This is a genomic window from Sphaerospermopsis aphanizomenoides BCCUSP55, from assembly GCF_001586785.1.
Taxonomy (GTDB): Bacteria; Cyanobacteriota; Cyanobacteriia; order Cyanobacteriales; family Nostocaceae; genus Sphaerospermopsis_A; species Sphaerospermopsis_A aphanizomenoides_A.
On record NZ_LUFH02000030.1, the window covers coordinates 27,289 to 53,687 of the forward strand.

Annotated in this window: 21 protein-coding genes; 14 read left to right on the plus strand and 7 right to left on the minus strand. The window is 39.7% G+C overall.

Annotated features, from left to right (window positions below):
• Nucleotides 1-13: 13 nt before the first annotated feature.
• Complete coding sequence (gene hemC, locus A0J48_RS09780) at nt 14-982, minus strand: hydroxymethylbilane synthase (protein ID WP_200322611.1); 969 nt, start codon at nt 980-982, stop codon at nt 14-16.
• A gap of 183 nt (nt 983-1,165) precedes the next feature.
• On the opposite strand from hemC, the gene A0J48_RS26855 reads away from it, so the two are divergent.
• The gene (locus A0J48_RS26855) at nt 1,166-2,368 is read left to right on the plus strand and encodes a GGDEF domain-containing protein (RefSeq protein ID WP_234300823.1); all 1,203 of its coding nucleotides are present in this window, start codon (nt 1,166-1,168) and stop codon (nt 2,366-2,368) included.
• Nucleotides 2,369-2,631: 263 nt separating this feature from the next.
• Nucleotides 2,632-3,591, plus strand: a complete 960-nt coding sequence (locus A0J48_RS09790; RefSeq protein ID WP_200322613.1) for a YegS/Rv2252/BmrU family lipid kinase — start codon at nt 2,632-2,634, stop codon at nt 3,589-3,591.
• A gap of 133 nt (nt 3,592-3,724) precedes the next feature.
• Here the strand turns inward: A0J48_RS09790 and A0J48_RS09795 are convergent, their stop codons facing one another.
• The 4 genes from A0J48_RS09795 to A0J48_RS09810 all read right to left on the minus strand — a co-directional run bounded on the left by A0J48_RS09795 (nt 3,725) and on the right by A0J48_RS09810 (nt 7,606).
• A complete protein-coding gene (locus tag A0J48_RS09795) occupies nt 3,725-4,132 on the minus strand; it encodes a hypothetical protein (protein WP_200322615.1) in 408 nt (135 codons plus the stop codon).
• A 467-nt stretch (nt 4,133-4,599) separates the two neighbouring features.
• Nucleotides 4,600-5,043: a CAAD domain-containing protein gene (locus A0J48_RS09800; protein WP_200322617.1), complete on the minus strand. Its 444-nt coding sequence runs from the start codon at nt 5,041-5,043 to the stop codon at nt 4,600-4,602.
• Nucleotides 5,044-5,472: 429 nt separating this feature from the next.
• Nucleotides 5,473-5,928 (minus strand): BON domain-containing protein, encoded by a 456-nt coding sequence (locus A0J48_RS09805; protein ID WP_200322620.1) that lies wholly within the window; start codon nt 5,926-5,928, stop codon nt 5,473-5,475.
• A 106-nt stretch (nt 5,929-6,034) separates the two neighbouring features.
• Nucleotides 6,035-7,606 (minus strand): histidine kinase, encoded by a 1,572-nt coding sequence (locus tag A0J48_RS09810; protein ID WP_200322622.1) that lies wholly within the window; start codon nt 7,604-7,606, stop codon nt 6,035-6,037.
• A 371-nt stretch (nt 7,607-7,977) separates the two neighbouring features.
• Here A0J48_RS09810 and A0J48_RS09815 point away from each other — a divergent pair, with 371 nt between their 5' ends.
• The 7 genes from A0J48_RS09815 (at nt 7,978) to A0J48_RS09845 (ending at nt 16,927) form a co-directional block, all read left to right on the plus strand.
• Nucleotides 7,978-8,148 (plus strand): hypothetical protein, encoded by a 171-nt coding sequence (locus A0J48_RS09815; RefSeq protein ID WP_200322624.1) that lies wholly within the window; start codon nt 7,978-7,980, stop codon nt 8,146-8,148.
• 269 nt (nt 8,149-8,417) lie between these two features.
• Entirely contained in the window at nt 8,418-9,188 is a 771-nt protein-coding gene (locus A0J48_RS09820; protein WP_200322626.1) for a pentapeptide repeat-containing protein, read from the plus strand.
• A 168-nt stretch (nt 9,189-9,356) separates the two neighbouring features.
• Entirely contained in the window at nt 9,357-11,048 is a 1,692-nt protein-coding gene (gene ilvD, locus A0J48_RS09825) for a dihydroxy-acid dehydratase (protein WP_200322628.1), read from the plus strand.
• A gap of 786 nt (nt 11,049-11,834) precedes the next feature.
• Nucleotides 11,835-14,006, plus strand: coding sequence for a PAS domain-containing sensor histidine kinase (locus tag A0J48_RS09830; RefSeq protein WP_200322630.1), 2,172 nt, complete (start codon nt 11,835-11,837; stop codon nt 14,004-14,006).
• A 115-nt stretch (nt 14,007-14,121) separates the two neighbouring features.
• The gene (locus A0J48_RS09835) at nt 14,122-14,556 is read left to right on the plus strand and encodes a response regulator (protein ID WP_200322632.1); all 435 of its coding nucleotides are present in this window, start codon (nt 14,122-14,124) and stop codon (nt 14,554-14,556) included.
• Nucleotides 14,557-14,565: 9 nt separating this feature from the next.
• Nucleotides 14,566-16,326 (plus strand): GGDEF domain-containing response regulator, encoded by a 1,761-nt coding sequence (locus A0J48_RS09840; RefSeq protein ID WP_200322634.1) that lies wholly within the window; start codon nt 14,566-14,568, stop codon nt 16,324-16,326.
• A 4-nt stretch (nt 16,327-16,330) separates the two neighbouring features.
• The gene (locus A0J48_RS09845; RefSeq protein WP_200322636.1) at nt 16,331-16,927 is read left to right on the plus strand and encodes a hypothetical protein; all 597 of its coding nucleotides are present in this window, start codon (nt 16,331-16,333) and stop codon (nt 16,925-16,927) included.
• 130 nt (nt 16,928-17,057) lie between these two features.
• On the opposite strand, the gene A0J48_RS09850 is transcribed toward A0J48_RS09845, so the two are convergent.
• Nucleotides 17,058-18,230: an NAD(P)/FAD-dependent oxidoreductase gene (locus A0J48_RS09850; RefSeq protein ID WP_200322638.1), complete on the minus strand. Its 1,173-nt coding sequence runs from the start codon at nt 18,228-18,230 to the stop codon at nt 17,058-17,060.
• An 18-nt stretch (nt 18,231-18,248) separates the two neighbouring features.
• Between A0J48_RS09850 and A0J48_RS09855 the strand changes: the two genes are divergently transcribed.
• The 4 genes from A0J48_RS09855 to trpD all read left to right on the plus strand — a co-directional run bounded on the left by A0J48_RS09855 (nt 18,249) and on the right by trpD (nt 23,643).
• Nucleotides 18,249-18,755 carry a GNAT family N-acetyltransferase gene (locus A0J48_RS09855; RefSeq protein ID WP_200322640.1) on the plus strand — a complete coding sequence of 169 codons (507 nt, stop codon included), beginning with the start codon at nt 18,249-18,251 and terminating at the stop codon, nt 18,753-18,755.
• A 151-nt stretch (nt 18,756-18,906) separates the two neighbouring features.
• A complete protein-coding gene (locus A0J48_RS09860) occupies nt 18,907-19,491 on the plus strand; it encodes a hypothetical protein (RefSeq protein ID WP_200322642.1) in 585 nt (194 codons plus the stop codon).
• Between the two features lie 175 nt (nt 19,492-19,666).
• A complete protein-coding gene (locus tag A0J48_RS09865) occupies nt 19,667-21,856 on the plus strand; it encodes a lytic transglycosylase domain-containing protein (RefSeq protein ID WP_200322644.1) in 2,190 nt (729 codons plus the stop codon).
• A gap of 737 nt (nt 21,857-22,593) precedes the next feature.
• Entirely contained in the window at nt 22,594-23,643 is a 1,050-nt protein-coding gene (gene trpD, locus A0J48_RS09875; protein ID WP_200322648.1) for an anthranilate phosphoribosyltransferase, read from the plus strand.
• Here the strand turns inward: trpD and A0J48_RS09880 are convergent.
• The gene (locus A0J48_RS09880; RefSeq protein WP_200322650.1) at nt 23,573-24,628 is read right to left on the minus strand and encodes a retropepsin-like aspartic protease family protein; all 1,056 of its coding nucleotides are present in this window, start codon (nt 24,626-24,628) and stop codon (nt 23,573-23,575) included. The two genes, trpD and A0J48_RS09880, sit on opposite strands and share 71 nt — an antisense overlap.
• 480 nt (nt 24,629-25,108) lie before the next feature.
• Here A0J48_RS09880 and carA point away from each other — a divergent pair, with 480 nt between their 5' ends.
• Entirely contained in the window at nt 25,109-26,278 is a 1,170-nt protein-coding gene (carA, locus tag A0J48_RS09885; RefSeq protein ID WP_200322652.1) for a glutamine-hydrolyzing carbamoyl-phosphate synthase small subunit, read from the plus strand.
• Nucleotides 26,279-26,399 lie beyond the last annotated feature (121 nt).

A 26,399-nucleotide genomic window follows, 5' to 3' on the forward strand; every position in this document is an offset into this window, starting at 1 on the left:
TTCCCCAGTCACCTTATGATCCGCGTTTAATCTCGGTAAAGATTTCTTCTAAAATTTCTGTAGCTCCTTGTTGGCGTAAGATGTTTGCTAGTTCTGTTCCTAGTTGTTCGGCATCTTTAGCCAAGCCAGTAACGATGTCTTTTACCAGTTTTTGACCATCTACACTAGCTACAATACCTGTTAGTGTTAAATTATCACCAACTATTTCTGTGTTTACACCAATAGGTACTTGACAACCGCCTTCTAAAGAGCGGAGAAAAGAGCGTTCTGCTAAACAGCGATCGCGTGTTTGCGGATGTTCAATGGCTTTAAGGATGGTGATCAGTTCAGGGTCATCAGCACGGCATTCTATACCTAAAGCACCCTGTCCCACTGCGTGAAGGGAAATTTCTGGAGGTAACTTCTGGTGAATGCGATCGCTCATTCCTAATCTTTCTAAACCAGCTACCGCTAAAATTAGAGCATCATATTCACCAGCATCTAATTTTGCCATGCGTGTATTCAAATTTCCCCGCACATCTTTAAAAGTAAAATGGGGAAATTGATGGCGTAATTGTGCCAATCTGCGGAGAGAAGATGTACCTATCACTGCACCTGCTGGTAAAGTGTCGATAGTCTGTCCTTTGTATTTTTCATGCAGTACCAAGGCATCCGCTGGGTTTTCCCGTTCAGTAATTGCTGCCAGTGTTAGCCCTGGTGGTAAGTTAGTGGGTAGATCCTTGAGTGAATGAACAGCAAAATCAATCTCTTGATTCAGCATTCCCAATTCCAGTTCTTTGGTAAATAATCCTTTATCGCCAATTTTGGCTAATGCTACATCCAGGATGTTGTCGCCTTGGGTAGACATGGTGTGGACTTCAAATGTGATATCAGGGAAGCTGTTTTGAAGCTGATCTCTTACCCAGTATGTTTGAACTAAAGCCAGTTGGCTTTTACGTGAACCAATACGAATAGTGCGTGGAGGGCTAGAAACTGAAGTCATAAAACAATTTTGTCAAACCAGGCGATAAATTCACATTGATCTAGACTACCTCAGCAAGTGACTTACCGGATTGAACTCATGTCTTTACATTTGTTTACATTTTTCATACATCAACAGCAGCCTTGAGGCTGATAAAACTTTAGGTATATTTTTACATATCCTTTTTTTTCAGGATTTACCTATATGCAGAATTTTTCAGTTACCATGATGATGATTGATGTTGGCACTATGTCGTTGATGGTGAGTGCTGCATCTGTTTTGCAATCAATTACACTGGTATTTTTATTCTTCTTAGCAAATCAGAATCGCGGAGTTGGTATTTATGCGATTGGCACAGTTTTATCAGCCTTGGGATTTCTCATGTTCCCCATGCGCTTATTTTTATCAGATCAAATATTGCTCCTGAATCTCCGTTTTGTGGGTAATTCATTGATGACCACGGCTCAAATAATGTACACCATAGGCATTGTAAAGTTTGTTGGCAAGACCATAAATTACCTGATTGTAGTTGCTTTTAGTTCTGCCTTTTTTGTCATCCAGGTTTATTATGTCTATATCAAAGATGATTTTTTATCCAGGAATTTGATTAATATTTCATCCATAACCATAATTCATATTCTTGCTGTCTATTATCTCTTTTCGAATCTAGAGAGATCACTGTTCGCATCTTCTCTGTTTACTCCTATTACTATCATGCTTCCGATAATTGTCTCACTTCTACGCGCAGTCATAATACCATTGACTAACACAAAATCTTTCATGCAAGCAAATAGCATACATATCATCACATTTTGGTCAATATTTTTATTTGATTACCTGCGTAATTCCGGCTTTATTATGATGGTCAATCAACGACTGCATCAAGATTTACGTACATTAGCTACAACCGATTTTTTAACAAAGGCGCTAAATCGTAGAGCTATAGAACAGTATTTACACCATGAAGTAGCAAGATTTAGTCGCAGTCAAACACCCTTTAGTTTAATTTTAATAGATGTTGATAAATTCAAATTAATTAATGATAATTATGGGCATACCTATGGAGATATTGTTTTACAGCACCTAGTTAACACCCTTAAACAATCTCTCCGTTCTCAAGATTTGGTCAGTCGTTGGGGAGGAGAGGAGTTTCTCATCTTATTACCAAACACAAATATTGAGAGTGCATCTCTGATTGCTGAAAGGTTACGAACAAGAGTTGAAGAAAATCCAGCGGCTGATGGACGAATTAATTACACCATTAGTTTAGGGTTAGCAACTTTTGAAGAAGCTTATATAAATTCATTAGAGTTATTCTTTATCGCCCTTGATCAAGCCCTATATCAAGCTAAAAAAAAGGGTCGTAATCAGGTAATTAGTGTACCAAAATATAGCAATCTCAAATGAAACGTGAACCAACCAATTCCTAGCTTCATTAGTAATTTTATCAAAACAATCGGGTCTAAAACCGGACTTCGTCTCGCTACGCTAACACCTTTTAAGGCGAAAAGTTTTTGGAGTGAGGTATAAATCCCAGTTACAACAACGGCCTTCGGCCTTCGTTAAAAAATTTGGCTCTTTTGTTAAACCAGTCTTGAGAGAGAAGTTTAAATTTTACAACTATGCTAGGAATAACTAGGTATCATCCATAACTTTATGATTTTATCTTTATGAATCGTTCTGCTTGTTTAATCTTTAATCCCGTTGCAGGTCAGGGTGATCCAGAATTAGAACTAGATCAGATTAGGTCAATATTAGAACCAGAAATTGCCTTAGATATTTATTTCACCACCGAAGAAGTTGATGCTGATGAACTTGCACGTGCAGCGGTACAACGGGGAGTAGAGACAATTATTGCTTCTGGGGGAGATGGTACATTATCCGCAGCAGCAGAAGCAGTAATTAATACAGATATTCCCTTTGGGATTATTTCACGGGGAACAGCAAACGCTTTTGCCGCAGCTTTAAGTATTCCTGATACAATTGCCGCAGCTTGTCAGACAATTTTACAAGGTAAAACCCGGACAATAGATGTAGCCTGTTGCAATGAGCGACAGATGGTATTATTAGCAGGAATTGGCTTTGAAGCAGCAACTGTAGAAAAAGCAGATAGAGAAGCTAAAAATCGCTTTGGGATGATGGCTTACATTTTAGCTGGATTTCAAGAACTGCGAAACTTGCAAAGATTTGATGTAGAAATTGAAACCGAAGATAAAATAATTAAAACTATTGCTTCAGCAGTAACCGTAGCAAATGCCGCACCTCCCACTTCTGTTTTAGCTCAAGGGCCAGCAGGTATTATTTTTGATGATGGATTACTAGATTTAACAATTGTAGCACCAGAGACGAAAGTAGGTGCGATCGCAGCCACATTTCATTTATTTCAAACAGCCTCTACAGGTACACCAGTAGAACGAAATGACATTGGCTATTTGCGATCCAAACACCTTAAAATTACAACTGAACCACCGCAAAAAGTAGTTGTAGATGGAGAAATAATTGGGATAACTCCTGTAGAAATTAAGTGCATACCAGCAGGTTTGAAGGTTTTTGTACCATCTACACCAGAAGAAATTCCCACAGAAAAATTAGAAGGTTTGCCTAACTTAACTGTGGAGATGAAAGACTAATCAATGGACAATGGATAATTGACAATTACCTCTCAGGAGAAAGTGAGAAAATTGGATAACAGGAAAATTTTTCTTTTTTTCTCCTTGAAAGGAGAGGTTTTAATCCGGAAATTAAACAATTATCAATTGATAACTAAATTATTCCTGGACCTTTACCGCGACTGTCTCTTTTTTCTGTTAACTCACCTTCCTTATCTTCATTCACTTCTCTGAGTTCTTGCAAACGTTCTGCGGTTTCTTCAGCCATCTCTTCCTGTGCATCACCGGGAACTTCATAATACATTTCTGGTTCAACTGGATAATTATTTAACAAACCTTCTTTATCCACAGTGTAACCATCGGTAGTGCGGATACTTTCAACATTTGTTTGATCATCTGTAGGGGCGTTAGACAAATTCTCTTCAGTGGGCAGTTGTTTATAATGTTCTCCTTCTCTAGCCATACGCGCGGCTGTTTCGGCTGGGATAATTCCCCGGTCATAAGTATCTGCTTCAACTCGATGAGCAGAATCTACTGTTTTCTTAACTGGGTTATTAGCCATATATTTAGTCCTCTTTTTAGTTATCTTTAATTGTTTTGAGAAATAACTTCGAGAACTAGATTAGTTTTTTGGAGATGATAAAAATACTATCTTCAGAAGTGAATTAAAGATAAATATTACTTTAGATGATCTATCTAAAGATACATAACATTGAAAGCAGGAGGTAAGAGGGAAGAGAATTTGCAGCTTGTTAATTATTTTTTACATATAGGCATCCGGTTTGATTCCTGATAGCGCAGCGTGGCGTAAGCCATAAATACTTGTGTAGGCAGGCAAGAGGCAAGAGGCAAAAGGCAAAAGGGTTGTAGAAGATTTAGGTGTACGGAGTTTTGTTCAATAATCAAATAGGAGTCCTATAGTTGGGTTTTTTAGTTTCTACCTACATAACTGATAAAAAATGTAGGGTAAAAAAGGCTAACCCTACATTAAATTCATAAATAGATTGATATTAAAGGATCTGACAATTCTTAACCTAAAAGTTGCTGTTTGAATGAACTAACCTTGTGGGATAATTCTTGCCGAGTTTCAGCTTTGATGAGATAACGGAAAGTAAACCAGATGGCATAAAATATGCCAATTATCTCAAAAATGGGAGCTAGTAACGGCACACCATTAACAGCATCTAGGACAGCAATTTCTACCTTGACTGTAACAAACGCAGACAAAATCAAAACAAGAGTGAAAATAGCTTGCTTATTTTTGTCAAAAAAACTACCTATATAATTGGGCAGTTGGTCTAACAAGTCAAGGATTTGTTTGCTAATTCGTTGCCATTGGGTGTCAGGAGCTTTAGCTGACGGTAGTGTTGGCAACTTACTCGTTGCTGCACCCTCAAGGGCTAATCCACCTTCAGGTGTACCTGTATTTACTGTCTCTGGTGGCTGTTGTTGAGTTTCCATAACGTTTGCCATTTGGCAGAACAGTTCTGATAAGTGACTGAACTTGACTTTTCTCCGAGCTATAGCTACAGAGATTCCTAAGTAGACCGAAAATCGGACTCTTAAAGGCGTAGCCAAAGCGCCTCTCATGGCTTCACTGAGTTTAATCTCAATGTTGCCTGGATTGGATTTTTTAGCTGTCTCCACTTATTGGGTTTTTGACCGTATTCAGGGATTAAGTGACAACTTTTCGCACAATACCACGAAGTGGTGGATTTATCCACAGTTGACGCTCGGTGAAGGGGAAAAGGAAAGTTCAATAATGAACAATTGACAATTTCCTCTCCCTGGCAAGGCAGGAGGATGGAAAAATCTGAATTTTTTTCTTTTTTTCGCTTCAAAGAGGAGGTTTTAAACCTTGAAGGAAACAATTGTCAATTATCAATTGAATTGTTAGCAACTTTACCTTTTTGGTTGTGCAACAGCTACTTTAACAATTACATTTTTGACTCCTTTAATTTCTTTTGATAAAGGTTCTATTTTGGCTAATTGTTCCTGATTACTCACAGTTCCTGAGACAGTAACCGTGCCATCTTTAGCAGCATTTACTGTTAATTCACCACCAGGGATATTAGCTTCTAATTTAGATCGGACTTCACTTGCTAAATCCCCTGTGGCTCTATCTGTGCGATCGCCAGTTGCCAAATTTCGTTCTTCACGGGAGCGAATATCTGCATTTAGTTGTCTTCTGCGGACTTGACTTTGAGCGTCTTCTTTTGCAGCCTGTGTTGTTTGTGCGGCTGGGCTGGCTGGAGCTTCTCCAGGTTCTGGAGCATTCACACTTGTTTTGGCTGTATTATCACAAGCAGCACTAAAAAGTAAAATTGAACCAATTAAGAAAGAAGTTAACTTTTTCATTTGTTTAGTTCTTGATATAAATGTAATTTTTTTGATTGTATAGGTTAGAAATTAGGAGCAAAATTTTGATGTCAATGCTCCTAATTTTGGACTAATTGAAGGAAAATTAAACCGTTTTTTCGCGGTGGTCAATGATCACTACAGGAGCTTCTTCAGGATGATGGCTGGGTACGGTTTCAGTATTTCTGACTGGTTCAAAACTAGGTTGAGGTTGGCTGACATTACGGGCATCATAAATGGAAAATTCTTCTATTCCTGCACGTTTGAGAATTGTTTCAGCATGATGAATTTCTGCGTCTGTGCCATCAACAATGACTAAGTAGTCACCTTTTTGAAAGCGATCGCTGTAAACTCGCGCTCGTCCTTCAGGAATTCCTAAACCAACCAATCCCCCAGCAATACCTCCCACTGCTGCACCCACAGCACCACCTGCTAGAGTTGTGGCTAAAGCCGTAGCTGCTGCTCCACCAGCGATGACAGGCCCTACTCCCGGAATTGCCAAAGCACCAAGACCTACTAATAAACCACCCAAACCACCTAAAGCCCCACCCGTAGCAGCACCAGTTTTTAGTCCCTCGTCGGCTCTATTACCTCTGTCTACATCCCTGTGTACACCGCCATTTGTATCTTTACCAATCAGGGAAACTTGGCTCATGGGAAAACCAACATTACGTAATTCTCTCAATGCTGCTTCTGCATCTCGACGATGGGAAAAAACACCAATTGCTCTTTTAGCAGTTTGCAAAGGTAAATCCTGATGGCCATTTTTTTCGTAAACTTCCCACTGTTTGATGTGATGTCGGCTGAGAATTGCCGCAGCCTGGTGGATTTCTGCATCATTACCAGTGACTATGACTATATAGTTACCTTGATGGATGCAATCGTTGTAAAACTGAGTCCGGTTAGGTGGCAGATTTAAAACAGCAGGAGCAATGCTATCTCTAACATGAATTCCCCCAAAAGCATTCCTTTGTGGGCGTTCTCTATGAATTAAATAAATTTGGTTTAAGGGAAAACCTGCATTTCGTAAATCATTAATTGCTGCTTCTGCATCTTGCAGCATTGTCAAGTAACCAATGGCGTATTTATTAACAGTTACATCCTGATGAATAACTTCTGGGGTAGTTTGTTTATTTTCTGGATGATCATAAATTTCAAACTCTTCAATTCTCCACCGATGGAGAATTTCTCTGGCTTTAGCAATTTCCGCATCAGTACCATCTATGATAACTAGATACTCTCCCCGTTCTACTCTTTCGTGATAAATTCTGGCTCTTTCTTCAGGAATTCCTAAACCAATCAACGCACCAATTAAACCACCTGTGACTGCACCTATACCAGCCCCAGCAAGAGTTGTTGCTAAGGCGGTAGCAGTAGCTCCAGCCAACATAATTGGACCAATTCCTGGTAATGCTAAAGTTCCCAGTCCCACTAATAAACCAGTTAATCCACCTAAAACCCCTCCAGAAATCGCTCCTGTTTTTGCTCCTTCATCAGCTTTATCACCAACTTTTTCTCGCACTGGTGTACCAGCAATTTCCTGACCATCATCATTTCTGGCAATTACAGAAACTCTTTCCATGGGAAAACCAGAATTTTTTAATTCATGTAGCGCCTGTTCAGCATCACGACGAGCAGGAAATACCCCTAAAGCACGCCTGTGTCTATCTATAACCATACTTATATTCCTCCATATTTTGCTAAATAAATAGCAAAGAATTATTTCTGAATTTATTGCAGGCAATAGCTCTATTACTACGTTTTTTGATTCGGGTTTCATCACTCCCTTGGAGGAATTTATTTTTCTACCATTAGATATAGCAGCTATCAGCATTCAGCATTCAGCACAAACAACTATTGGATTACTCTTAGATGAAAATTTGAAAATCAAGTAAAAATACTGTTGTGATATTAATCACAATTTTTTTATTATTAAAGTCACTGTTACTAGATTAAATTAGCTGTTAATTTGTAGTTAACTAAATCAGTTTCAAAATATATCCACTAAATTCTTAAATTATTGTGTGGTAATTATGGGGAGTTACGCTTATGCTGGAAAAAATATTATTAGCATCCATCCTAACATTTAGCGTCAGTCTGTTGACAGATATGGGTTCGTCTAATCCCAGAAAGGAACTCGTAGAAACCCCTTCCTATAACCATGAAGTTTTTACTTTAACTCACAATTACAAAAATCCAGAGATAGACATAAATCGGTAACTGAAGCAGGTCGGCGTTAACAATTGTCGTTATGATCAGGCAAGAGGCAAGAGGAAAAAGGTTTTTAGGCAAATTTAAGTTTCGTTACCTACTTCTGTTTTTTCAAGCCTTTCTAGTTAGTAATCTGCTTTCCGTTGATAGCTGCTGTAAGATTGCTACCCAAGCAAATACTGTGTTAGATTGACGCAAATTACTCATATCATCCACTCAATCTCAATCTAGATGCAACAAAGATTGAGTCAAGGTGAAAATATATTGCAACACTAAGTATGAAAAGCCAAATTATTTCTACAGCAGCGTTTTTGCTTACCCTTAGCTTGCCAATAACCGCGCAAGCAGCAAATGATGAAGAGATAAGACAGTTGTTATCTACTAAAAAATGTCAAAACTGTCAGCTTGCTAATGCTGGTTTAGCAATTGCTGACTTATCGGGGGCTGATTTGAGAGGTGCGAACCTGGAAGGTGCTAACCTGAGTCGTGCGAATTTGACAGGTGCTGATTTGCGGGGTGCAAACTTGGCTGGTGCTAGTTTATTTGGTGTTAATTTAAGTAGGGCTAAACTCAATGAAGCAAATCTCACGGGTGCTGATTTGCGAAATACTTATTTAATGAATGTAGAATTGACAAACGCTAACCTCAACGGTACTAACTTTCAAGGTGCAGTGGGTATACCTCTGCAAATTGCTAAACCAGAGGAATTCTATGCTTGGGGTGTAGCAGCGGCTGATAAAGGCAACCTAAAACCAGCTATTGATTATTTTAGTCAAGCGATCGCACTTAAACCAGATTATGCAGGTGCGTATTTATCCCGTGGTGTAGCTAGTTACCAAAACTTAGACAGAAAAAGCGCCTTGGAAGATGCCCAAATGGCCGCAAAACTGTTTGCAGAACAAAAAAATGCTGAAGGAATACAAACAGCACAAGCGTTTATTCTGGAACTGAAAACACCCTATGGTGAAAAAGTAACTAGTGGTAAACCCAGCTTTATGGATTTTGTCGGGAGTTTGGGATCAGTATTACTACAATTTCTGCCTTTTTAGGTAACAGGTGATAGGTGACAAGTGACAGAGAAGAGAAAAACGGAAGTAGGGGGAGAATCAAAACTAACAACTGACAACTAAATAATAACTAATGACTAATTTTTGAGAGAATAATTGTCTACAAAAATCGTCATGATGGCGATGATGCTAAAGAAGGAACAAAGATAGATGCCAGAAAACTTAAAGAGTAAAGTTATCACACAAGGTGTACAGCGATCGCCTAACCGGGCTATGCTGCGGGCTGTTGGTTTTCAAGATGCAGACTTCAACAAAGCCATTGTCGGTATTGCGAATGGTTACAGCACCATCACCCCCTGTAATATGGGGATTAACCAATTAGCACAAAGGGCAGAAATTAGCGTCAAAAATGCTGGAGCTATGCCCCAAATCTTCGGCACAATTACCATCAGTGATGGAATTTCCATGGGAACTGAGGGGATGAAATACTCCCTAGTGTCACGGGAAGTCATCGCAGATTCCATTGAAACCGCCTGTACTGGCCAAAGTATGGATGGTGTGCTGGCTATTGGTGGTTGTGATAAAAATATGCCCGGTGCAATGTTAGCGATCGCTCGCATGAATATTCCGGCTATTTTTGTTTATGGTGGTACAATCAAACCCGGACACTACGATGGTAAAGATTTAACCGTTGTTAGTTCCTTTGAAGCAGTTGGTCAATACAGCGCCGGTAAAATTGACGAAAATGAACTTTTAGCAGTTGAACGCAATGCTTGTCCTGGTGCTGGTTCCTGTGGGGGAATGTATACAGCTAACACTATGTCGTCCGCTTTTGAAGCGATGGGCATGAGTTTACCTTATTCTTCGACTATGGCCGCAGAAGATGCGGAAAAAGCCGATAGCACCGAAAAATCTGCCTTTGTTTTAGTCGAAGCCATCCGTCAGCAGATATTACCCCGGCAAATTATTACCCGCAAATCTATTGAAAACGCCATATCTGTAATTATGGCCGTTGGTGGTTCTACCAATGCAGTATTACATTTTCTGGCGATCGCCCGTGCTGCTGGTGTAGAACTAACTTTAGACGACTTTGAAACTATTCGCGGTCGTGTTCCAGTTTTGTGCGATTTAAAACCTAGTGGTAGATATGTAGCCACAGACTTACATAAAGCTGGTGGTATACCTCAAGTCATGAAAATGCTATTAGTTCATGATTTACTACATGGAGACTGTCTGACTATCTCTGGACAAACAGTAGCCGAAGTTTTAGCAGACATACCAGCAGAACCATCACCCAACCAAGATGTAATTCGTCCTTGGGATCGTCCCATGTATGCACAAGGACACTTAGCAATTCTCAAAGGTAACTTAGCTACTGAAGGAGCCGTTGCTAAAATTACAGGTGTGAAAAAACCAGTAATTACTGGACCAGCAAGAGTATTTGAATCGGAAGAATCTTGCTTAGATGCAATTTTGGCAGGGAAAATAACAGCCGGTGATGTCATCATTATCCGTTACGAAGGACCAAAAGGTGGGCCTGGTATGCGGGAAATGCTCGCTCCCACCTCTGCAATTATTGGTGCTGGTTTAGGTGATGCTGTTGGTTTAATTACCGATGGACGCTTTTCTGGTGGTACTTATGGGATGGTAGTTGGTCACGTTGCCCCAGAAGCCGCAGTTGGCGGTAATATTGCCTTGGTAGAAGAAGGCGATAGTATCACCATTGATGCTAATTCTCGATTATTGCAAGTAAATATATCCGATGCAGAATTAGCTAGTCGTCGCGCTAACTGGCAACCAAGCCCACCCCGTTATACAAAAGGTGTGCTGGCGAAATATGCCAAACTCGTATCTTCTAGTAGTGTTGGTGCAGTTACAGACTTAGATTTGTTTGGTAATTAGCCATTGTGACGAAGGGTGTTGGCTGTTGGCAAAGAATATAAGTAAGTCGGCTCGAAAAAACCGAGGTATGTTACAAAATGTAAAGTCGGTGAAAGTCTCTTCCCTCTTGCCTTTTGCCTCTTGCCTTTTGCCTTGCCATAACGATAAATTTCAACGCCTACCTACTTACTTCCACAGCCATCTCGCCCAACAGACAATGCCCTGCCTGTTTCCATTATTTGATGTGATCACAAAGCCGTCTCCGAACGGGGAACTTCAAACCCATTTTTTCGGTAAGAGTTGAAAAAAATCATAAGTATTGTTACTAAACATCTATCTGGAGATAGATTCAAAATATAACTAAAGATGTATTGCTAATTATAATTCAGTATAGTCCAATTAAAATTGAATACAAAAAACCGCAAAAATATTATAATTACGGATGTCTTTAGCATTTCAAAACGTACTCATGTTTGTACAAATTGCGGTCATACCACTGACAGGGACGTTGCAGTCGCACAAGTAGTTCTCATAAGAAGAATTGCAGCCGTAAGGCATAAGGTCAAGATGCTCAATAGGAGTTTTGTTAGTTGAGCCAGAAAGAGGTTGGTTCAGGGAAGTAATGAATCCTTATCTGGGTGGAATGATTGCCCGTAATCTCTTATATCATGTCCGCCTAATCACTTGCGATATAACTGGTTGTGCAGAAATCCAAAAAATTCTTTTCCCCCTGCTAGAAAGCTCCCTGCCCCCTGCTGTCTTAATGATAAGAATATCTCTAACGAGACGCTACGCGAACAACCGGACATGATATTACCTTTGGTGATTGGGATGCCAATTTTGACTTCAGGATTATTTTTGTCGGCTTACCGAAATAATACTATTAATATTGAGGCAGCATTGATTGTTCCCTCTATTCTCAATATTTGTGTTTTAGGTACAATTGTATGGTGGAATGCCAGATATTTAAATGCTACTGACAAAAAATACCAAAATGCTCAACAAGCATTACAGGAATCTAATGAAAATTTAGAAGCAAAAGTTCAAAAGCGTACATCCCAATTAGAGTTAGCAAATCAAGCTTTGACAAATAGCCGTCTTCAGTTATCAAATCTGATCAACACCTTACCAGGAATTGTGTTTTCTCGTAGTTTTAATAGTGATTACTCAATTCAGACTTTAAGTGATGGTTATTTCTCTATAATTGGTTGCAGTGCCAAGGAATTATCTGATGGCGATCGCACATTTCAAGATTTAATTGTGCCAGAAGATGTACCCAAAATTGTTGCGGCAATTCAAATAGCAATCAAGAATAAAAATGCCTACGAGGTAGAGTATCGTATTCATACTCAATGTGGTCAGGAAAAATGGTTGTGGGAAAAAGGAATTGAAACATTAATTGATGGCAACAACAGCATTCAAGGTTTTATTACTGAGATTACTTCTCTCAAACAGACACAAGTAGCATTAAGTAAAAGTGAAGAACGCTGGCGACTAGCCACAAGTTGCGCCTTAGATGCTATCTGGGAATGGGATGGTGCCAGTGATACAACCACGTTATCTGAACGCTGGTTCAATTTGTTGGGAGAAAAAGCCCAAAATCTGACTATCACTAGGGCAGAGTGGATGAGGTATCTTCATCCTGATGACTGTGAACAGGTGATTAAAAAAGTTGAGGACTACATTACACATCGGACTCCCCAATATCACAGTGAATATCGTCTGCGTCATCAGGATGGTAGTTACAGGTGGGTAGAGTCTCAAGCTATTGCCCAATGGGACGAAGAAGGAAATCCTGTGCGCTTGGTGGGTTCAATTGCGGATATTACGAAACGCAAGCAAGCAGAACAAGCACTCAAAGACAGTGAAGCTAAGTTTAGAGAACTAGCGGAAAATATTCACGAAGTCTTTCATATTAACTCTGCTGACTTGAGTGAGATGTTATATGTTAGTCCTGGCTATGAAGAAATATGGGGAAGAAGTTGCGAAAGTCTGTACCAGCATCCTGAATCTTGGAGTGAGTCCATACACCCAGATGATCGAGTTCGCGTTTTGGCTGCTTGTCAACGTTTGATCAAAGGAGAACCCCTCAAGCAAGAATATCGCATCATGAGTCCAAACGGAGCAATAACTTGGATTTTAGCCCGTGTTTTCCCTATTTACAGCCAATCTGGCATCATATTACGTCATGTAGGGATTGCGGCTGATATTACCGAACGCAAACAAGCGGAACTAAAAATTCACCAACTGAATGAACAATTAGAAGAAATAGTACAACAACGCACCGCTGAACTCAGGGCAGCTAACAAAGAACTAGAAGCATTTTCTTACTCGGTTTCCCATGACCTCCGCGCTCCTTTACGTAGTATTGATGGATTTAGTAGAACATTGCTAGAGCGTTATCAAGATCAATTAGATGATAAAGGTAAGCACTATTTAACTCGGATTCGGGTGGGAACTCAGCGGATGGGGGAACTGATTGACAGTCTCCTGCAACTTTCACGAGTCACCCGCACTCAAATGCAGTATAATCAGGTTAATATCAGTGTGATTGCTCAAGAAATTGCTCAAGAAATGGCAGAAACAGAACCAAAACGACAGGTAGAGTGGGTAATTTCTCCTAATATCATTGTTCAGGGTGATGCTCAACTTTTACGCATTGTTATGGAAAACCTACTAAATAACGCTTGGAAGTTTACATCTAAAAAAATACAAGCCAAAATTGAGTTCACGACTTTGGTGTCTGAAAGTGAAAACACTGATTACTTAACTTACATAGTCAGGGATAATGGAGTGGGTTTTGATCAAACTTATGCTAACAAGCTGTTTCAAGCCTTTCAACGTCTCCATAGCGTGGAAGAATTCCCAGGAACAGGTATTGGTTTAGCAACTGTGCAAAGAATTATTCGCCGTCATGGCGGTGATGTATGGGTAAATGCATCTGTTGGAGAAGGTGCAACTTTTTATTTCACACTGTAGAATGAAAACGGTTGTCATATAATGTCTAGTTCCAGACTTACAGCAAATTGCAGGAAAATTCTGCACAGATGCGGTAATTATCAACAATCACCCGAACTTGATATTTCCAAGCTATATGGCTCAGACATCTACGCTGTTGATTATTGAGGATAATCCTGATGACATAGAACTAACACTACTTGCATTTGAGCAAACAGGACTACGAGAAAATATTGTTATTGCTAGAGATGGTGTTGAAGCCATTAACTATCTATTTACAGAAAATCCAGCATTAGATTCCCTTCCTGATCTGATTTTATTGGACTTGCAGTTACCGCGAATCAATGGATTAGAAGTGCTGCAACAAATTCGTTCTCATGCTCGGACTAAGTTGTTACCTATTGTGATTTTGACGACCTCTCATGAAGAGAGTGATCGCCTCCAAGGCTATAGTTTGGGTTGTAATAGCTACATTTGCAAACCAGTCGATTATGACCAGTTTGTGAATATTCTACAACAGCTAGGAATGTACTGGTTGATTATCAACAGTCCTCCGCCTCTAACCCAATAATCTATTTTTATGAATGATTCACTGAGAATTCTCATTGTTGAAGACAACCCAGATGATGCTGAATTAATGGTATTAGCACTGGAAGCAACAAATTACAAGGTTGTTTATCAACAAATTGAGACTGCTGAAGCAATGGACGCAGCTCTAGATTGTCAAGAATGGGATGTAATTTTAACAGACTATTCCATGCCTCATTTCAGTGCGGTTGCTGCCCTGAATTTAGTCAAGCAACGCAATTTAGATACTCCTTTTATTGTTGTCTCAGGTTCAATTGGTGAAGAAATTGCAGTTGAATTAATGAAAGATGGCGCTCATGATTATTTACTCAAAGACAACTTAACAAGACTAGCACCAGCCATAGAAAGGGAATTACGAGAAGCCAAGGTCAGATATGAACGCAAACAGGCTTTGGAAAAGGTGCAATTTTTAGCATTTTATGATGAATTAACAGGCTTACCTAATCGCAATGCTTTCTTAAATGTGCTGCCAGAATATATACATAACGGGCATAATTTTGCAGTTTTATTTTTAGATATTGATCAATATCGCAAAATTAAATATGGCTTTGGGCATATCAAAAGTGAACAACTGCTAATTGAGGTAGGAAAACGCCTGCAAAATTGCTTGTGTAAGTATGATTATTTAGCAAGAATCGGCAAAGACGAATTTGCATTTGTACTAGGAAATATTACTGATGTAGGTGAAGCTGAAATCAAAGCAACAGAACTACATCGACTAATTGATCCTCCTTTTGAGTTAGAAGGTTTTCTCATTTATGCCTCAGTTACAATTGGTATAGTAGATTGTAACGTTGATTTTCATGAACCGGAAGAGTTTTTGCGAGCAGCAGAAATCGCTAATTACAATGCTAAAGAACAAGGATTACAATATCCCACCGTTGTCTACAATCAAAGGATGCAGACTAAAGCTTTAGAGCGATTGCAGATGGAAACTGAACTGAGACAAGCAATTGCTGAACAACAACTACAATTATTTTATCAGCCTATTGTGAGTCTAAATTCTTACAAATTAGTGGGATTTGAAGCTTTAATTCGTTGGCAACATCCACAAATAGGATGGATTTCACCAGATAAATTTATTCCCTTAGCAGAACAAACTGGGTTAATTATTCCCCTTGGTGATTGGATTTTAGCAGCAGCTTGCCGTCAGTTGAATATCTGGCAAAATCAGTTCTTAGATGATCTACCCTTAAGTTTGGCAGTAAATTTGTCAGGTATTCAGTTACATGAACCAGATATGGTTGCCAAAATTATTCAACACTATCAATCACTCAATTGTCCTCAAGTAACACTCAAACTAGAAATTACAGAAAGTACATTAATGCTTAATACACAAACAATCATTAATTGTTTAGAGCAGTTACGTGCCGCAGGTATGAAAATTAGTATTGATGATTTTGGTACTGGTTATTCTTCATTATCTTATTTACGTGATTTGCCTGTTAATACCCTGAAAATTGATCGCTCTTTTGTATCCTGTATAGAAGGAGAAAGATGCAGTTTAGGTATTGTACAAGCAATTATTACTTTAGCCAAAACACTAGGCTTAGATGTGGTTGCGGAAGGGGTGGAAACAGTTGCACAAATGAGAATTTTGAGATCGCTTGGTTGTAACTATGGACAAGGGTATCTATTTTCTAAACCCATGCCAGCCCATCAAATTGAGGATTGGTTGCAAAAAAACAAAATAGAATCAAGCTTAGATGTTAATCTAAATTTGCAATTAACATCAGAATTTGAATATCTATAATTCTATGTTAGAAAATTTAAAAACTTCCCAAATTATCAGCAGTCAGTGGTCAGGTAGGACAATTGCTACAGTCACAAACACCTTAAATAAAGCTCAAGGTTATTTAGAAAATAGCTGGCAAACGGCTACACAAATAACAAATAACGCATCAGGAGTAATTGAGAATACAATTACTGGCTATATTCATGATTTGCCAACACAAAACCCTAAATTTCTACATTTTTTACAAACCCTAAATTGGACAATTAATCACCCAATTATCAGTGGCATAATTCTGTTATTTATAATTGCTTGTACTGGAGGAATTATTAAAAGAATTTTCTATTTAATTGAGACAGCTAGTTGGTCAATATTAAAAATTCCTTTAAACTTGGGGCAAATTTTGAGTAAAGCTATTTTTTTAGCATTAGCTAATTTGACGAATGGGAATAAGCAAAAGACTGAAAATAATAAAATCAGATTTGTCGAGACAATAAGTTATCAAGATAAACAAACAAGATTAACAGAAATTTATCAGAGGTTAGAAATAATTCACAATGAACAGCAGCAACTTTTACAAGAAGCAGCTAAATTGATTGATTCTGATAGAGAGAATAGGTGACAGGGAAGAGAGAAAATATTTATTATGCCTACGGCACGCTGCGTGAACGAGATGCAAAGCACTAGAAATAATGCTTCCTTGTTTCAATACCCTAACTTTAGTGATGGGGTTACTCATTACTCGGTACTCGTTACTCCGGAAGAATTACCAATTGATTAATTATTTCATCTTCCTGACCAGAGGCAAATTTAGCAAAGCGTTGTGCTAAAGGTGGAACAAAAACAAAAGGACTAGTGAAACTAGAGAAAATATGAATATTGTCAAATTCAGGAATAGCACCAATTAATGGTAACTTATCTTTACTAAAAGCGACTAAACAATGATGCCAAGTTCCTGGTAAATTTGCTAAATCTGGTAATATTTGCATAATACTTGTTCGCAACCATTTTTCACTTTCCTTTGAGTTAATTTGAGCATAAGGATCTGTAAGCACACGAGTAATTTGACCCAACCGTAAACTACCATCAATAAACTGTACTGCACCTACATCTAAAATGGGTGGAACTAGTTCATTACCAGGGTCATTCCATAATTGATCATCTTGAGTTGACTCAATTTCTAATTGCCAACGTTGTAAATTAGCTGGTGTTACTATAGTCTGTAACCGCAAATTTACAGGTGGAATTTCAATCATTTCTGCATGAGAAAAATACACTTTGATCGGGATACCTGCTGATTTTAATAACTTTCGGGTTAGTCCACCAGTACAAATAGCTATTTTGTCACTGTGGAAAGTGGCGTTAGTAGTGTTTACACCCCGAAAACTCTTTCCTAGATCAGAAGTGTCAGTAAGTTTTAATACTTGACTACACTGTATTTCTCCCCCTAACCGCCGAAAGGCTTGAATATATGCTTGTGTGAGTTTTTCTGGATGGATAGAACCGTGTTTGATGGTTAAAGCACCAGATATGGCATTTTTATTGAGCAGTGGTTCTAATTCACAGGCTTCTTGAATACTCAGTAGTTGGGGCGGAGTGCTAAGATGGGAATAAGATGTAGCTGTTACTTTTGGATCAGTATCCGCAGCGATAGTCAGTAGTAAATCTAATTCTCTGAATTGGATATCAGTATCTAATTCTTGAGGTAGAATTTGATAACGTGCGATCGCTTCTTGACATAGTAGTTGTGTAATTGGTGTTGTCCCCGACCAATAAGCAACCCCACCATAACTATAGCGAGTGGCATTTTGCGGCGTTTGATCTTGGTCCAATAACAACACAGAAAAACCGATTTTCTTTAATTCATAAGCAAGTGCAGTACCAGTAATTCCTGCACCTATTACAATCCAATCATACACTTTCATAAATAGTTAAAAATAATTATGAATATCCGTCCTGAACATATCATAGACTACCCAACTATAGCAGAAGTAAATACACTAGCTTTTGGTGGAGAAAAAGAAGCTAAACTTGTAGAAATCATTCGCTCATCTAACGGTTATATTCCTGAACTTTCTTTAGTTGCAGAAATTGAAAATACCGTAGTTGGATATATTATGTTTAGCTATATTGAGTTGGTAGGTAAAGAAAAACTATCAGTATTGAGTTTAGCACCAATGGCAGTTCATCCAGAATTGCAAAATCAAGGTATTGGTAAAGCCCTGCTAAAAACAGGGTTGGAACTAGCAGACAAAAGAGGAGAAGCATTAATTGTTGTATTAGGTTATCCTAAACTTTATCACCCCTTTGGTTTTCAACCATCCATAAATTATCAAATTGAATCTCCCTTTCCAGTTCCAGAGGACGTTTTTATGGTGAAAACTTTGTCAGGGTACGAGGAAAAGTATCGGGGTAAGGTGGTTTATCCTCCTGCTTTTGATGGGGTTTGATATCCATCTGTTATCAGCGGTCAGCATTAAAACTTTTTAGTTGCCTCCTTGTTGAATTTATGTAGAAGCACTATTAAAAATTGTATCTTTTTATAGCAAAAATTTATGTAAATAATATAATCTTACGATCAGATTTGTAACAACAAGAACTATGAACTTAAAAATTACACCTTACTTTCTGACAGTATTTGTTTTATGCAGCGGCTATACAATCACTCAACCTGTATCAGCTAATCAGCCTCAAAAAATATCTCAATCTATCTGGAAGAAATTTTCTTCACCAGAAGGTAAATTTAGTATTTTAATGCCTGGTACACCTACAGAATCTAAACAAAAAGTTAATACTAAAAATGGCACTGTAGAAGTGAATCTTTTTACTATCGAGCGTCAACAAGATGAAGTAAAATATACAGTAGCTTATATTGATTATCCAGAAGATTATATTGAGTTACTGAAACGAAATAATCTTGTAGAACAAGCGATAGATGCTGGTAAAAAAACAGCTTTACAGAATGCCAAAGGTACTTTAATCAGTGAAGAAAAAATAAATTTAGGTGATTATTTGGGCAAAGAAGTTAATTATACAAAACCAGGTGACAAAATTATCAAGCAAAGAATATTTTTAGTGGAAAAAAGGTTATATCAAGTCAGTGCAGAAACGACTAAACAGAAGCAAAAATATTTAACCAAGAGTATTACTGGATTTTGTGATTCTTTTACTCTTTTACCAAAATAGAGTAGTCAGGGTGTAGGTGTGTAGGGGGAAAATTTAATTCTTCCTCCTGAACTACTGATAGCGTAGCGTGGCGTAAGCCATACTACTGAACTCCTGAACTCCTTCTTTCTGTTAAAGTTGCAGAAAAGTGATCGAAATCTTTCTGTTCGAGACGCTAAACTAACTGCGGGTATCCATGCTGAGGAAACTACAAAACAAGCAAATTTATCTGATTGCTGGTGCAGGACTATGTGCCTTTTTAGTCGGGGGTATGGTAGCAGCACCACAAGCTGGAAAAACCCTGAGTAAATGGTTGAACTTGAGTCAGAGTCAGCCAGAGAAATTATCAGAGGCTAATAAAGCCAAGTCAGTCGTATTTAGTTTAGTGTCTCAATCTTTACCAGAACGAGCCGCTAAATTAATTGAAATTACTGAAAAAGGCAGTTCTCCCGATAAAGAACGGGCCCGTTATCTTTTGGCTAGTGATTACATTGAAACAGACCAAGGAGAAAAGGCACTCAGCTTATTAGATGGGTTGGAGAAAGACTATCCTGCTTTAGCGCCTTATATTTTGCTTAAACAAGCCCAGGCGCAAGATATTGTGGGTGAGAAGGGTCAGGCTTCGGATCTGCGGCAAAAAGTGTTAAAAGATTATCCCCAGGAAGCGGCCGTAGTCAAGGCTATGTACTTAATTGGACAACCAAAACTACAGGATCAAGCGATCGCACAATTTCCTTTCCATCCCCTCACCTGGGAAATTATCCGCAAACGTTTACAAGATAATCCCAATCAACCTAAATTAAGATTAATTTTGGCCAAATACGCGGCTGATGAGCCGGGAACTATTGGCATCTTAGAACCGTTGCTGAAACAGTCAGGACTCACACCCGCAGACTGGGAATTAATTGGTTCAGTATATTGGGATAATAATCAATTTACCAAAGCGGCTACGGCTTATGCTAAAGCACCGAAAACAGCAAAAAATTTGTACCGCACAGCCAGAGGGTTGCAGTTAGACAAAAAGCGGGATCAGGCAGTTGCTATTTATAAACAACAAATACAACAGTTTCCCACTGCCGAAGAAACAGGAACAGCCTTGTTGAGATTAGCAGAAATTGCCCCAGGTAAAGCAGCCATACCTTACCTTGACCAAATTATTAATAAGTTTCCCAAACAAGCACCTGCCGCACTGGTACAGAAAGCCAAGTTATTGGCAACTCTTAAAGATAACCAGTCAGCTAATGCAGCTTGGAAACTACTCTTAGGTAAATACAGCAAATCTGAGGAAGCCGCCGAATATCGCTGGCAAACTGCCCTTAATAAAGCCAAAAATCGAGATTACGTAAGTGCATGGCAATGGGCGCAACCAATTGCTACAGAGAATCCTAACAGTATTTTGGCACCCAGAGCCAGTTTTTGGGTAGGTAAATGGGCAGCTATGCTAGGAAAGCAGCAGGAAGCCCGCAAAGCTTATGAGTATGTACTGAGTCAATTTCCCCAATCTTATTACGCATGGCGTTCTGCCAGCATTTTGGGTTTGGATGTAGGTGATTTTAATAACCTGCGAATGATGAACCCAGAAATTACTCCACCGCAGCGTCCTGTACCGACAGCGGGTTCTGATACTTTTAAAGAGTTATATTTGCTGGGGCAGGATCGAGATGCTTGGTTTGAGTGGGAGACAGAGTTTAAGAATAACAGTCAACCCACGGTAGCAGAAGCATTTACGGAAGGGTTGATGCGGTTCACAAAGGGCGAATATCTGGTCGGTATTGCCAAGATTTCTAAATTGGAAGATCGGGAAACACCCGCAGAACAGGAAGAATACGCAGCTTTAAGTAAACAGATCACCTATTGGCAGGCCCGTTATCCTTTTCCCTATTTCCCAGAAATTGCTAAATGGTCTACTGCCCGTCAAGTTAATCCCCTGCTAGTTACGGCTTTGATGCGACAAGAGTCGATGTTTCAACCCAAAATTAAATCTGTGGTGGGTGCAACTGGTTTAATGCAGCTAATGCCCACTACCGCAGCTTGGATAGCCCCACAAATCAATGTGGATATGAAAACCATTGACTTGGAAAACCCGAATGATAACATCATGCTGGGTACATGGTATTTAGATCATACCCATCAGCAGTATGGCAACAATTCCATGTTAGCGATCGCTAGTTACAATGCAGGGCCAGGTAACGTAGCCAAATGGCTGCAAACCATACCCAAACAAGACCCAGATGAATTTGTAGAAGAAATTCCCTTTGGTGAAACCAGAAATTACGTCAGGCAAGTCTTAGGTAATTACTGGAATTATCTGCGATTGTATAACCCATCAATTTCCGCTTTAGTGGCTAAATACTCAACAGAACAACCGCAATTACCTCAACAGTAAAGGGGTCTGGGTTGTAGGGGATATAAAACAATTCAAAAACGTTTGCCTCCTGCTTCCTGCCTCTTCTTCCCTGTCATCCATCTTCAGTATGATTTATAAAGTAAAAGTGAAGACTCCTGGTTTTCTCTTAAAAATTACATAAAAAATGATATCGTCTCAGTATTTGCACCCGTACATCATTTATAGTAATTCCATAGTGTTTAACCGTATTAGTGACTCAGGGCTGGAAATCAATGCAACCTATCAAACAAAACACTTCTCAAAATGCAACACAAGTGTCTACTGAGAAGCGCGATTCCCATAAAGACAAATCAAACATTTATACTCTAGAAAATTTGATTCAAACTTTGGAAGAGGTTGCTAATCACCTGACTCGTAAGTAAAAATGGACAATTGACAATTGACAATTACCTCTCCTTCATTTGTGAACGAATTGAGAAATAGAATTTTTTTCTTTTTTTTGGGGAGATGGTAGATTTTAAAAATTAAATGAAACAATTATTAATTATCAATTATCAATTGATGATTTGCCTTTTTAAAGAGGAAGATCCAGAAAAATCTTTCCTTACTTTCCATTCTCTACCTTTTAGGAAGAGGTCATTTTCCATTATTCATTGTCAATTGTTAAAACTCTTTTCTTCTGTGAGGGATTGTGTGCTTACAAAAGGAATAGGGATGATTGCTTACCGTTTTTAGGTAAGATAACTCCAGCGTGCGATCAAATAAAAACCTCAGTTATGACTACTTCTCCAGTTACTGTTAATTGGTCTATTTTGCTACAACAATTATTAGACCGTCAATCATTATCTCGTACCCAAGCAGCAGAATTGATGCAAGGATGGATTAATGAAGCCGTTCCCCCAGAATTATCAGGGGCAATTTTAATGGCTTTGAACTTCAAAGGTATTTCTGCACAAGAGTTAACAGGAATGGCAGAAGTTTTGAAGTCTCTTTCCATCCAAACAACAAAAATTCAATCTGATATTCCCTTAGTTGATACCTGTGGTACAGGTGGAGATGGGGCATCAACATTTAATATCTCTACAGCAGTGGCTTTTGTAACTGCGGCTGCTGGTGTACCTGTAGCTAAACATGGTAGTCGTTCTGCCTCCAGTTTAACAGGCAGTGCAGATGTTTTAGAAGCTTTAGGAGTGAACTTGAGTGCCGCTAGTGACAAGGTACAAGCAGCAGTACAAGAAGTAGGAATTACCTTTTTATTTGCCCCTGGTTGGCATCCCGCACTAAAAGCAGTTGCACCATTACGAAGAAATTTGAAAGTACGAACTGTATTTAATTTACTCGGTCCATTAGTAAATCCCCTGCGACCCACAGGCCAAGTTATAGGGGTATTTGATCCCAAGCTGATAGAAACAATTGCCCAAGCATTAAACCAGTTGGGAACACAGAAGGCAATTGTTCTACATGGCAGAGAAAAATTAGATGAAGTGGGGTTAGGCGATATCACCGATTTGGCGGTATTGTCTGATGGTAAAGTAGAGTTAACTACTATTAATCCCCAAGAAGTAGGTGTGACTCCCGCGCCTATTACAGCTTTAAAAGGTGGGGATGTGCAAGAAAATGCAGAAATTCTCCAGAATGTCCTGCAAGGAAAGGGAACTCAAGCCCAACAGGATGCAGTGGCAATAAATGCGTCCTTGGCCTTACAAGTAGCGGGTGTAGTCCCCTTATTTAATCATGCTCAAGGTGTGAGTTTAGCTAAGGAAATTTTACAAAACGGTAGCCCCTGGAAAAAGTTGGAACAGTTAGTTGAATTCCTGCGGGATTAATTTCTGAGTGGTGTTGGGGACGAAATTCGACGACATTGCGCTTGATGGTAACGTCGTAGTTACCAAAAAAGTCATGTCCTAGTAATCCCGTTTCTAATTCTGCACCTGCGATCGCTACGGGAACTTTATTCACCATTACCCCACCAACTTCCATTGAATCTAAATAGCCAACGGGAAATTCCACCGCTTTGGAACTAACTGTATTGGCTTTGGCTTTGCCCACCGGCACCACACCCAAAGCACTTGCTATTTCCTGAGTGATTACCGTACCACTAGCCCCGGTATCAACAATCATTTCAAATCGCTGTCTACCGTTAAAAGTAACTTCCACAATTGGTGTACCACCAACTCGCCGCTTAATCGGGGCGATAAATACCTCGTTATTTTCAGCGACGATTTCCGATGAAGGAAAAACAGGTTGAGGTGGTGGTAGTGGTTGTGTTTGTCTAGTCGGGTAAGGAGTTGAATAACGCTGTACCTTGATAGGTTTCGGTTGAGGAACAGCCACAACTACCTGTGGCGGTTTAGTGACTGGAGATGCTAAATTACGGGGATTAGCTTTCTGTCGTGCTAATTGAATTTGACGCTGGTATTCGGCAATCTTTCTTTGGGCAAAAGGAAAATTGGGGCTATCTGGTTGTACCTGTTTCATGAGAGCGATCGCATCCTGAAACTTACTTGCCACCAAATTCCAATCATCTGGAGATTGAGCAGATTGACTAATACTCAAACCACCAGTAGCTTTATCAAGAGCTAATTCTAAAGCACTGGATTCAGTTGCTGACTCCTCCAGTGGCTGTGAGTTGAGACTTGCTGATGGTGGTGCTGGTTTCTTATTAGGCGGCTGTATAGCTGCCAAATTACCAACAGGCAAAGATTCATGATTACCAGCAGTTTGTTTATTGTCACCACAGGCAACAGTTACAACTGCCAGACTACCGGATAGAATAATTAGGGCTGCGCGGGATAAAAAAGACTCAAGCATAGTTCCTTTCAGGTTAACCGCCCTGGCTCTTTCCAAGTGTACCGCCCCAAACAAAAAGATGCTCCAGGCTTAATGTTGATTATTTAATTTTTAATTAACTGCTCCCCAAGTCCAAAACACTGAACTCATGGGATAATAAACAGTCGCAGTAGGAGATGTGGGCAGGGTGTAGGGGGCAGGTTGCAGTGTGCAGGGTGCAGGGTGCAGGGGAGAAAAAATTAGTTCTTTATTCTTCAATTCTTCTTTATCCTGAACTCCTGGAACTCCTGATAGCGAAGCGTGGCATTAGCCATACTCCTGATAGCGAAGCGTGGCGTTAGCCATACTCCTGAACTCCTGATAGCGCAGCTTGGCGCAAGCCATACTACTGAACTACTGAACTCCTGCTTTCTGTCACCTGTCACCTGTCACCTGTCACCTGTCACCTCTTCCTCCTGAACTCCTATTCCCTATTCCCTATTCCCTATTCCCTAATTATTTATGTCTTTATCTGATCCAATACCGGCTCTACTTGTCTTAGCAGATGGTACAACTTATCGTGGTTGGTCTTTTGGTGCCACGGGAACAACCATCGGTGAAGTTGTGTTTAACACTGGTATGACTGGATATCAAGAAGTGTTAACTGATCCTAGTTATAGCGGTCAAATTGTCATTTTTACCTATCCCGAATTGGGGAACACAGGCGTTAATCCCGAAGATGAGGAATCAGCAAAACCTCATGTCAGAGGTGCGATCGCTCGCAATATCTGTCATAAACCAAGTAACTGGCGTTCTACTCAATCCTTACCAGACTACCTGAAACAACACCAAATTCCTGGAATCTTTGGCATCGACACCCGCGCCCTCACCCGCAAAATTCGGATGTATGGCGCTATGAATGGTGGTATTTCTACCTCGATTACAGATGAAGCAGAATTATTAGAACTGGTACAAGCTGCTCCCGATATGACAGGATTAAATCTGGTGCGGGAAGTTACGACTCCAGAAGTTTATGAATGGTCTGAATCCACCAAAACCGCCTGGGAGTTTAACCCAGAAGCTGTGGCGAAGATTGGTGAAACTTTTACCGTTGTGGCTCTAGATTTTGGCGTAAAACGTAATATTTTGCGCCGTTTAGCCAGCTATGGTTGTCGAGTCATAGTTGTTCCTGCCGATACACCTCCAGCAGAAATCCTCAAATATAATCCAGATGGCATATTTCTCTCCAATGGACCTGGTGATCCAGCCGCAGTGACAGAAGGTATTAGCACCACCAAAGTATTGCTAGAAAGCCAAAAACCCATGTTTGGTATTTGTATGGGACACCAAATTTTGGGTCACGCACTGGGGGCAGAAACCTTTAAACTAAAATTTGGGCATCGTGGTTTAAATCAACCCGCAGGTCTACAACAACGGATAGAAATTACCAGCCAAAACCACAGTTTTGCTATTGATCCGGATTCATTACCATCAACAGTTGTAGAGGTTAGTCACCTCAACTTAAATGATCGCACTGTTGCTGGAGTCCGTCACAAGTCTCTACCTGTGTTCTCTGTACAGTATCACCCAGAGGCTAGTCCCGGTCCCCACGATGCAGATTACTTGTTTGAGCAGTTTGTGCTAGAAATGCAAACAGCACGTCAACAACAGGGTGTAGGGGTTAGGGTATAGGGTGTAGGGGACAGCCTTGGAAGGAGCTTGAACTGCCAAGGACGCTCGCTCGCGTCTTGAACAGAAAGGGCTTGTATCCCAAAGGTTGTTGGGGCTGTCTGTAAGCCCCACACCCCACACC

Coding starts and splice junctions, on each gene's coding strand:
- hemC (WP_200322611.1), bottom strand. CDS start 982: ATGACTTCAGTTTCTAGCCCTCCACGCACTATTCGTATTGGTTCACGT.
- A0J48_RS26855 (WP_234300823.1), top strand. CDS start 1,166: ATGCAGAATTTTTCAGTTACCATGATGATGATTGATGTTGGCACTATG.
- A0J48_RS09790 (WP_200322613.1), top strand. CDS start 2,632: ATGAATCGTTCTGCTTGTTTAATCTTTAATCCCGTTGCAGGTCAGGGT.
- A0J48_RS09795 (WP_200322615.1), bottom strand. CDS start 4,132: ATGGCTAATAACCCAGTTAAGAAAACAGTAGATTCTGCTCATCGAGTT.
- A0J48_RS09800 (WP_200322617.1), bottom strand. CDS start 5,043: ATGGCAAACGTTATGGAAACTCAACAACAGCCACCAGAGACAGTAAAT.
- A0J48_RS09805 (WP_200322620.1), bottom strand. CDS start 5,928: ATGAAAAAGTTAACTTCTTTCTTAATTGGTTCAATTTTACTTTTTAGT.
- A0J48_RS09810 (WP_200322622.1), bottom strand. CDS start 7,606: ATGGTTATAGATAGACACAGGCGTGCTTTAGGGGTATTTCCTGCTCGT.
- A0J48_RS09815 (WP_200322624.1), top strand. CDS start 7,978: ATGCTGGAAAAAATATTATTAGCATCCATCCTAACATTTAGCGTCAGT.
- A0J48_RS09820 (WP_200322626.1), top strand. CDS start 8,418: ATGAAAAGCCAAATTATTTCTACAGCAGCGTTTTTGCTTACCCTTAGC.
- ilvD (WP_200322628.1), top strand. CDS start 9,357: ATGCCAGAAAACTTAAAGAGTAAAGTTATCACACAAGGTGTACAGCGA.
- A0J48_RS09830 (WP_200322630.1), top strand. CDS start 11,835: ATGATATTACCTTTGGTGATTGGGATGCCAATTTTGACTTCAGGATTA.
- A0J48_RS09835 (WP_200322632.1), top strand. CDS start 14,122: ATGGCTCAGACATCTACGCTGTTGATTATTGAGGATAATCCTGATGAC.
- A0J48_RS09840 (WP_200322634.1), top strand. CDS start 14,566: ATGAATGATTCACTGAGAATTCTCATTGTTGAAGACAACCCAGATGAT.
- A0J48_RS09845 (WP_200322636.1), top strand. CDS start 16,331: ATGTTAGAAAATTTAAAAACTTCCCAAATTATCAGCAGTCAGTGGTCA.
- A0J48_RS09850 (WP_200322638.1), bottom strand. CDS start 18,230: ATGAAAGTGTATGATTGGATTGTAATAGGTGCAGGAATTACTGGTACT.
- A0J48_RS09855 (WP_200322640.1), top strand. CDS start 18,249: ATGAATATCCGTCCTGAACATATCATAGACTACCCAACTATAGCAGAA.
- A0J48_RS09860 (WP_200322642.1), top strand. CDS start 18,907: ATGAACTTAAAAATTACACCTTACTTTCTGACAGTATTTGTTTTATGC.
- A0J48_RS09865 (WP_200322644.1), top strand. CDS start 19,667: ATGCTGAGGAAACTACAAAACAAGCAAATTTATCTGATTGCTGGTGCA.
- trpD (WP_200322648.1), top strand. CDS start 22,594: ATGACTACTTCTCCAGTTACTGTTAATTGGTCTATTTTGCTACAACAA.
- A0J48_RS09880 (WP_200322650.1), bottom strand. CDS start 24,628: ATGCTTGAGTCTTTTTTATCCCGCGCAGCCCTAATTATTCTATCCGGT.
- carA (WP_200322652.1), top strand. CDS start 25,109: ATGTCTTTATCTGATCCAATACCGGCTCTACTTGTCTTAGCAGATGGT.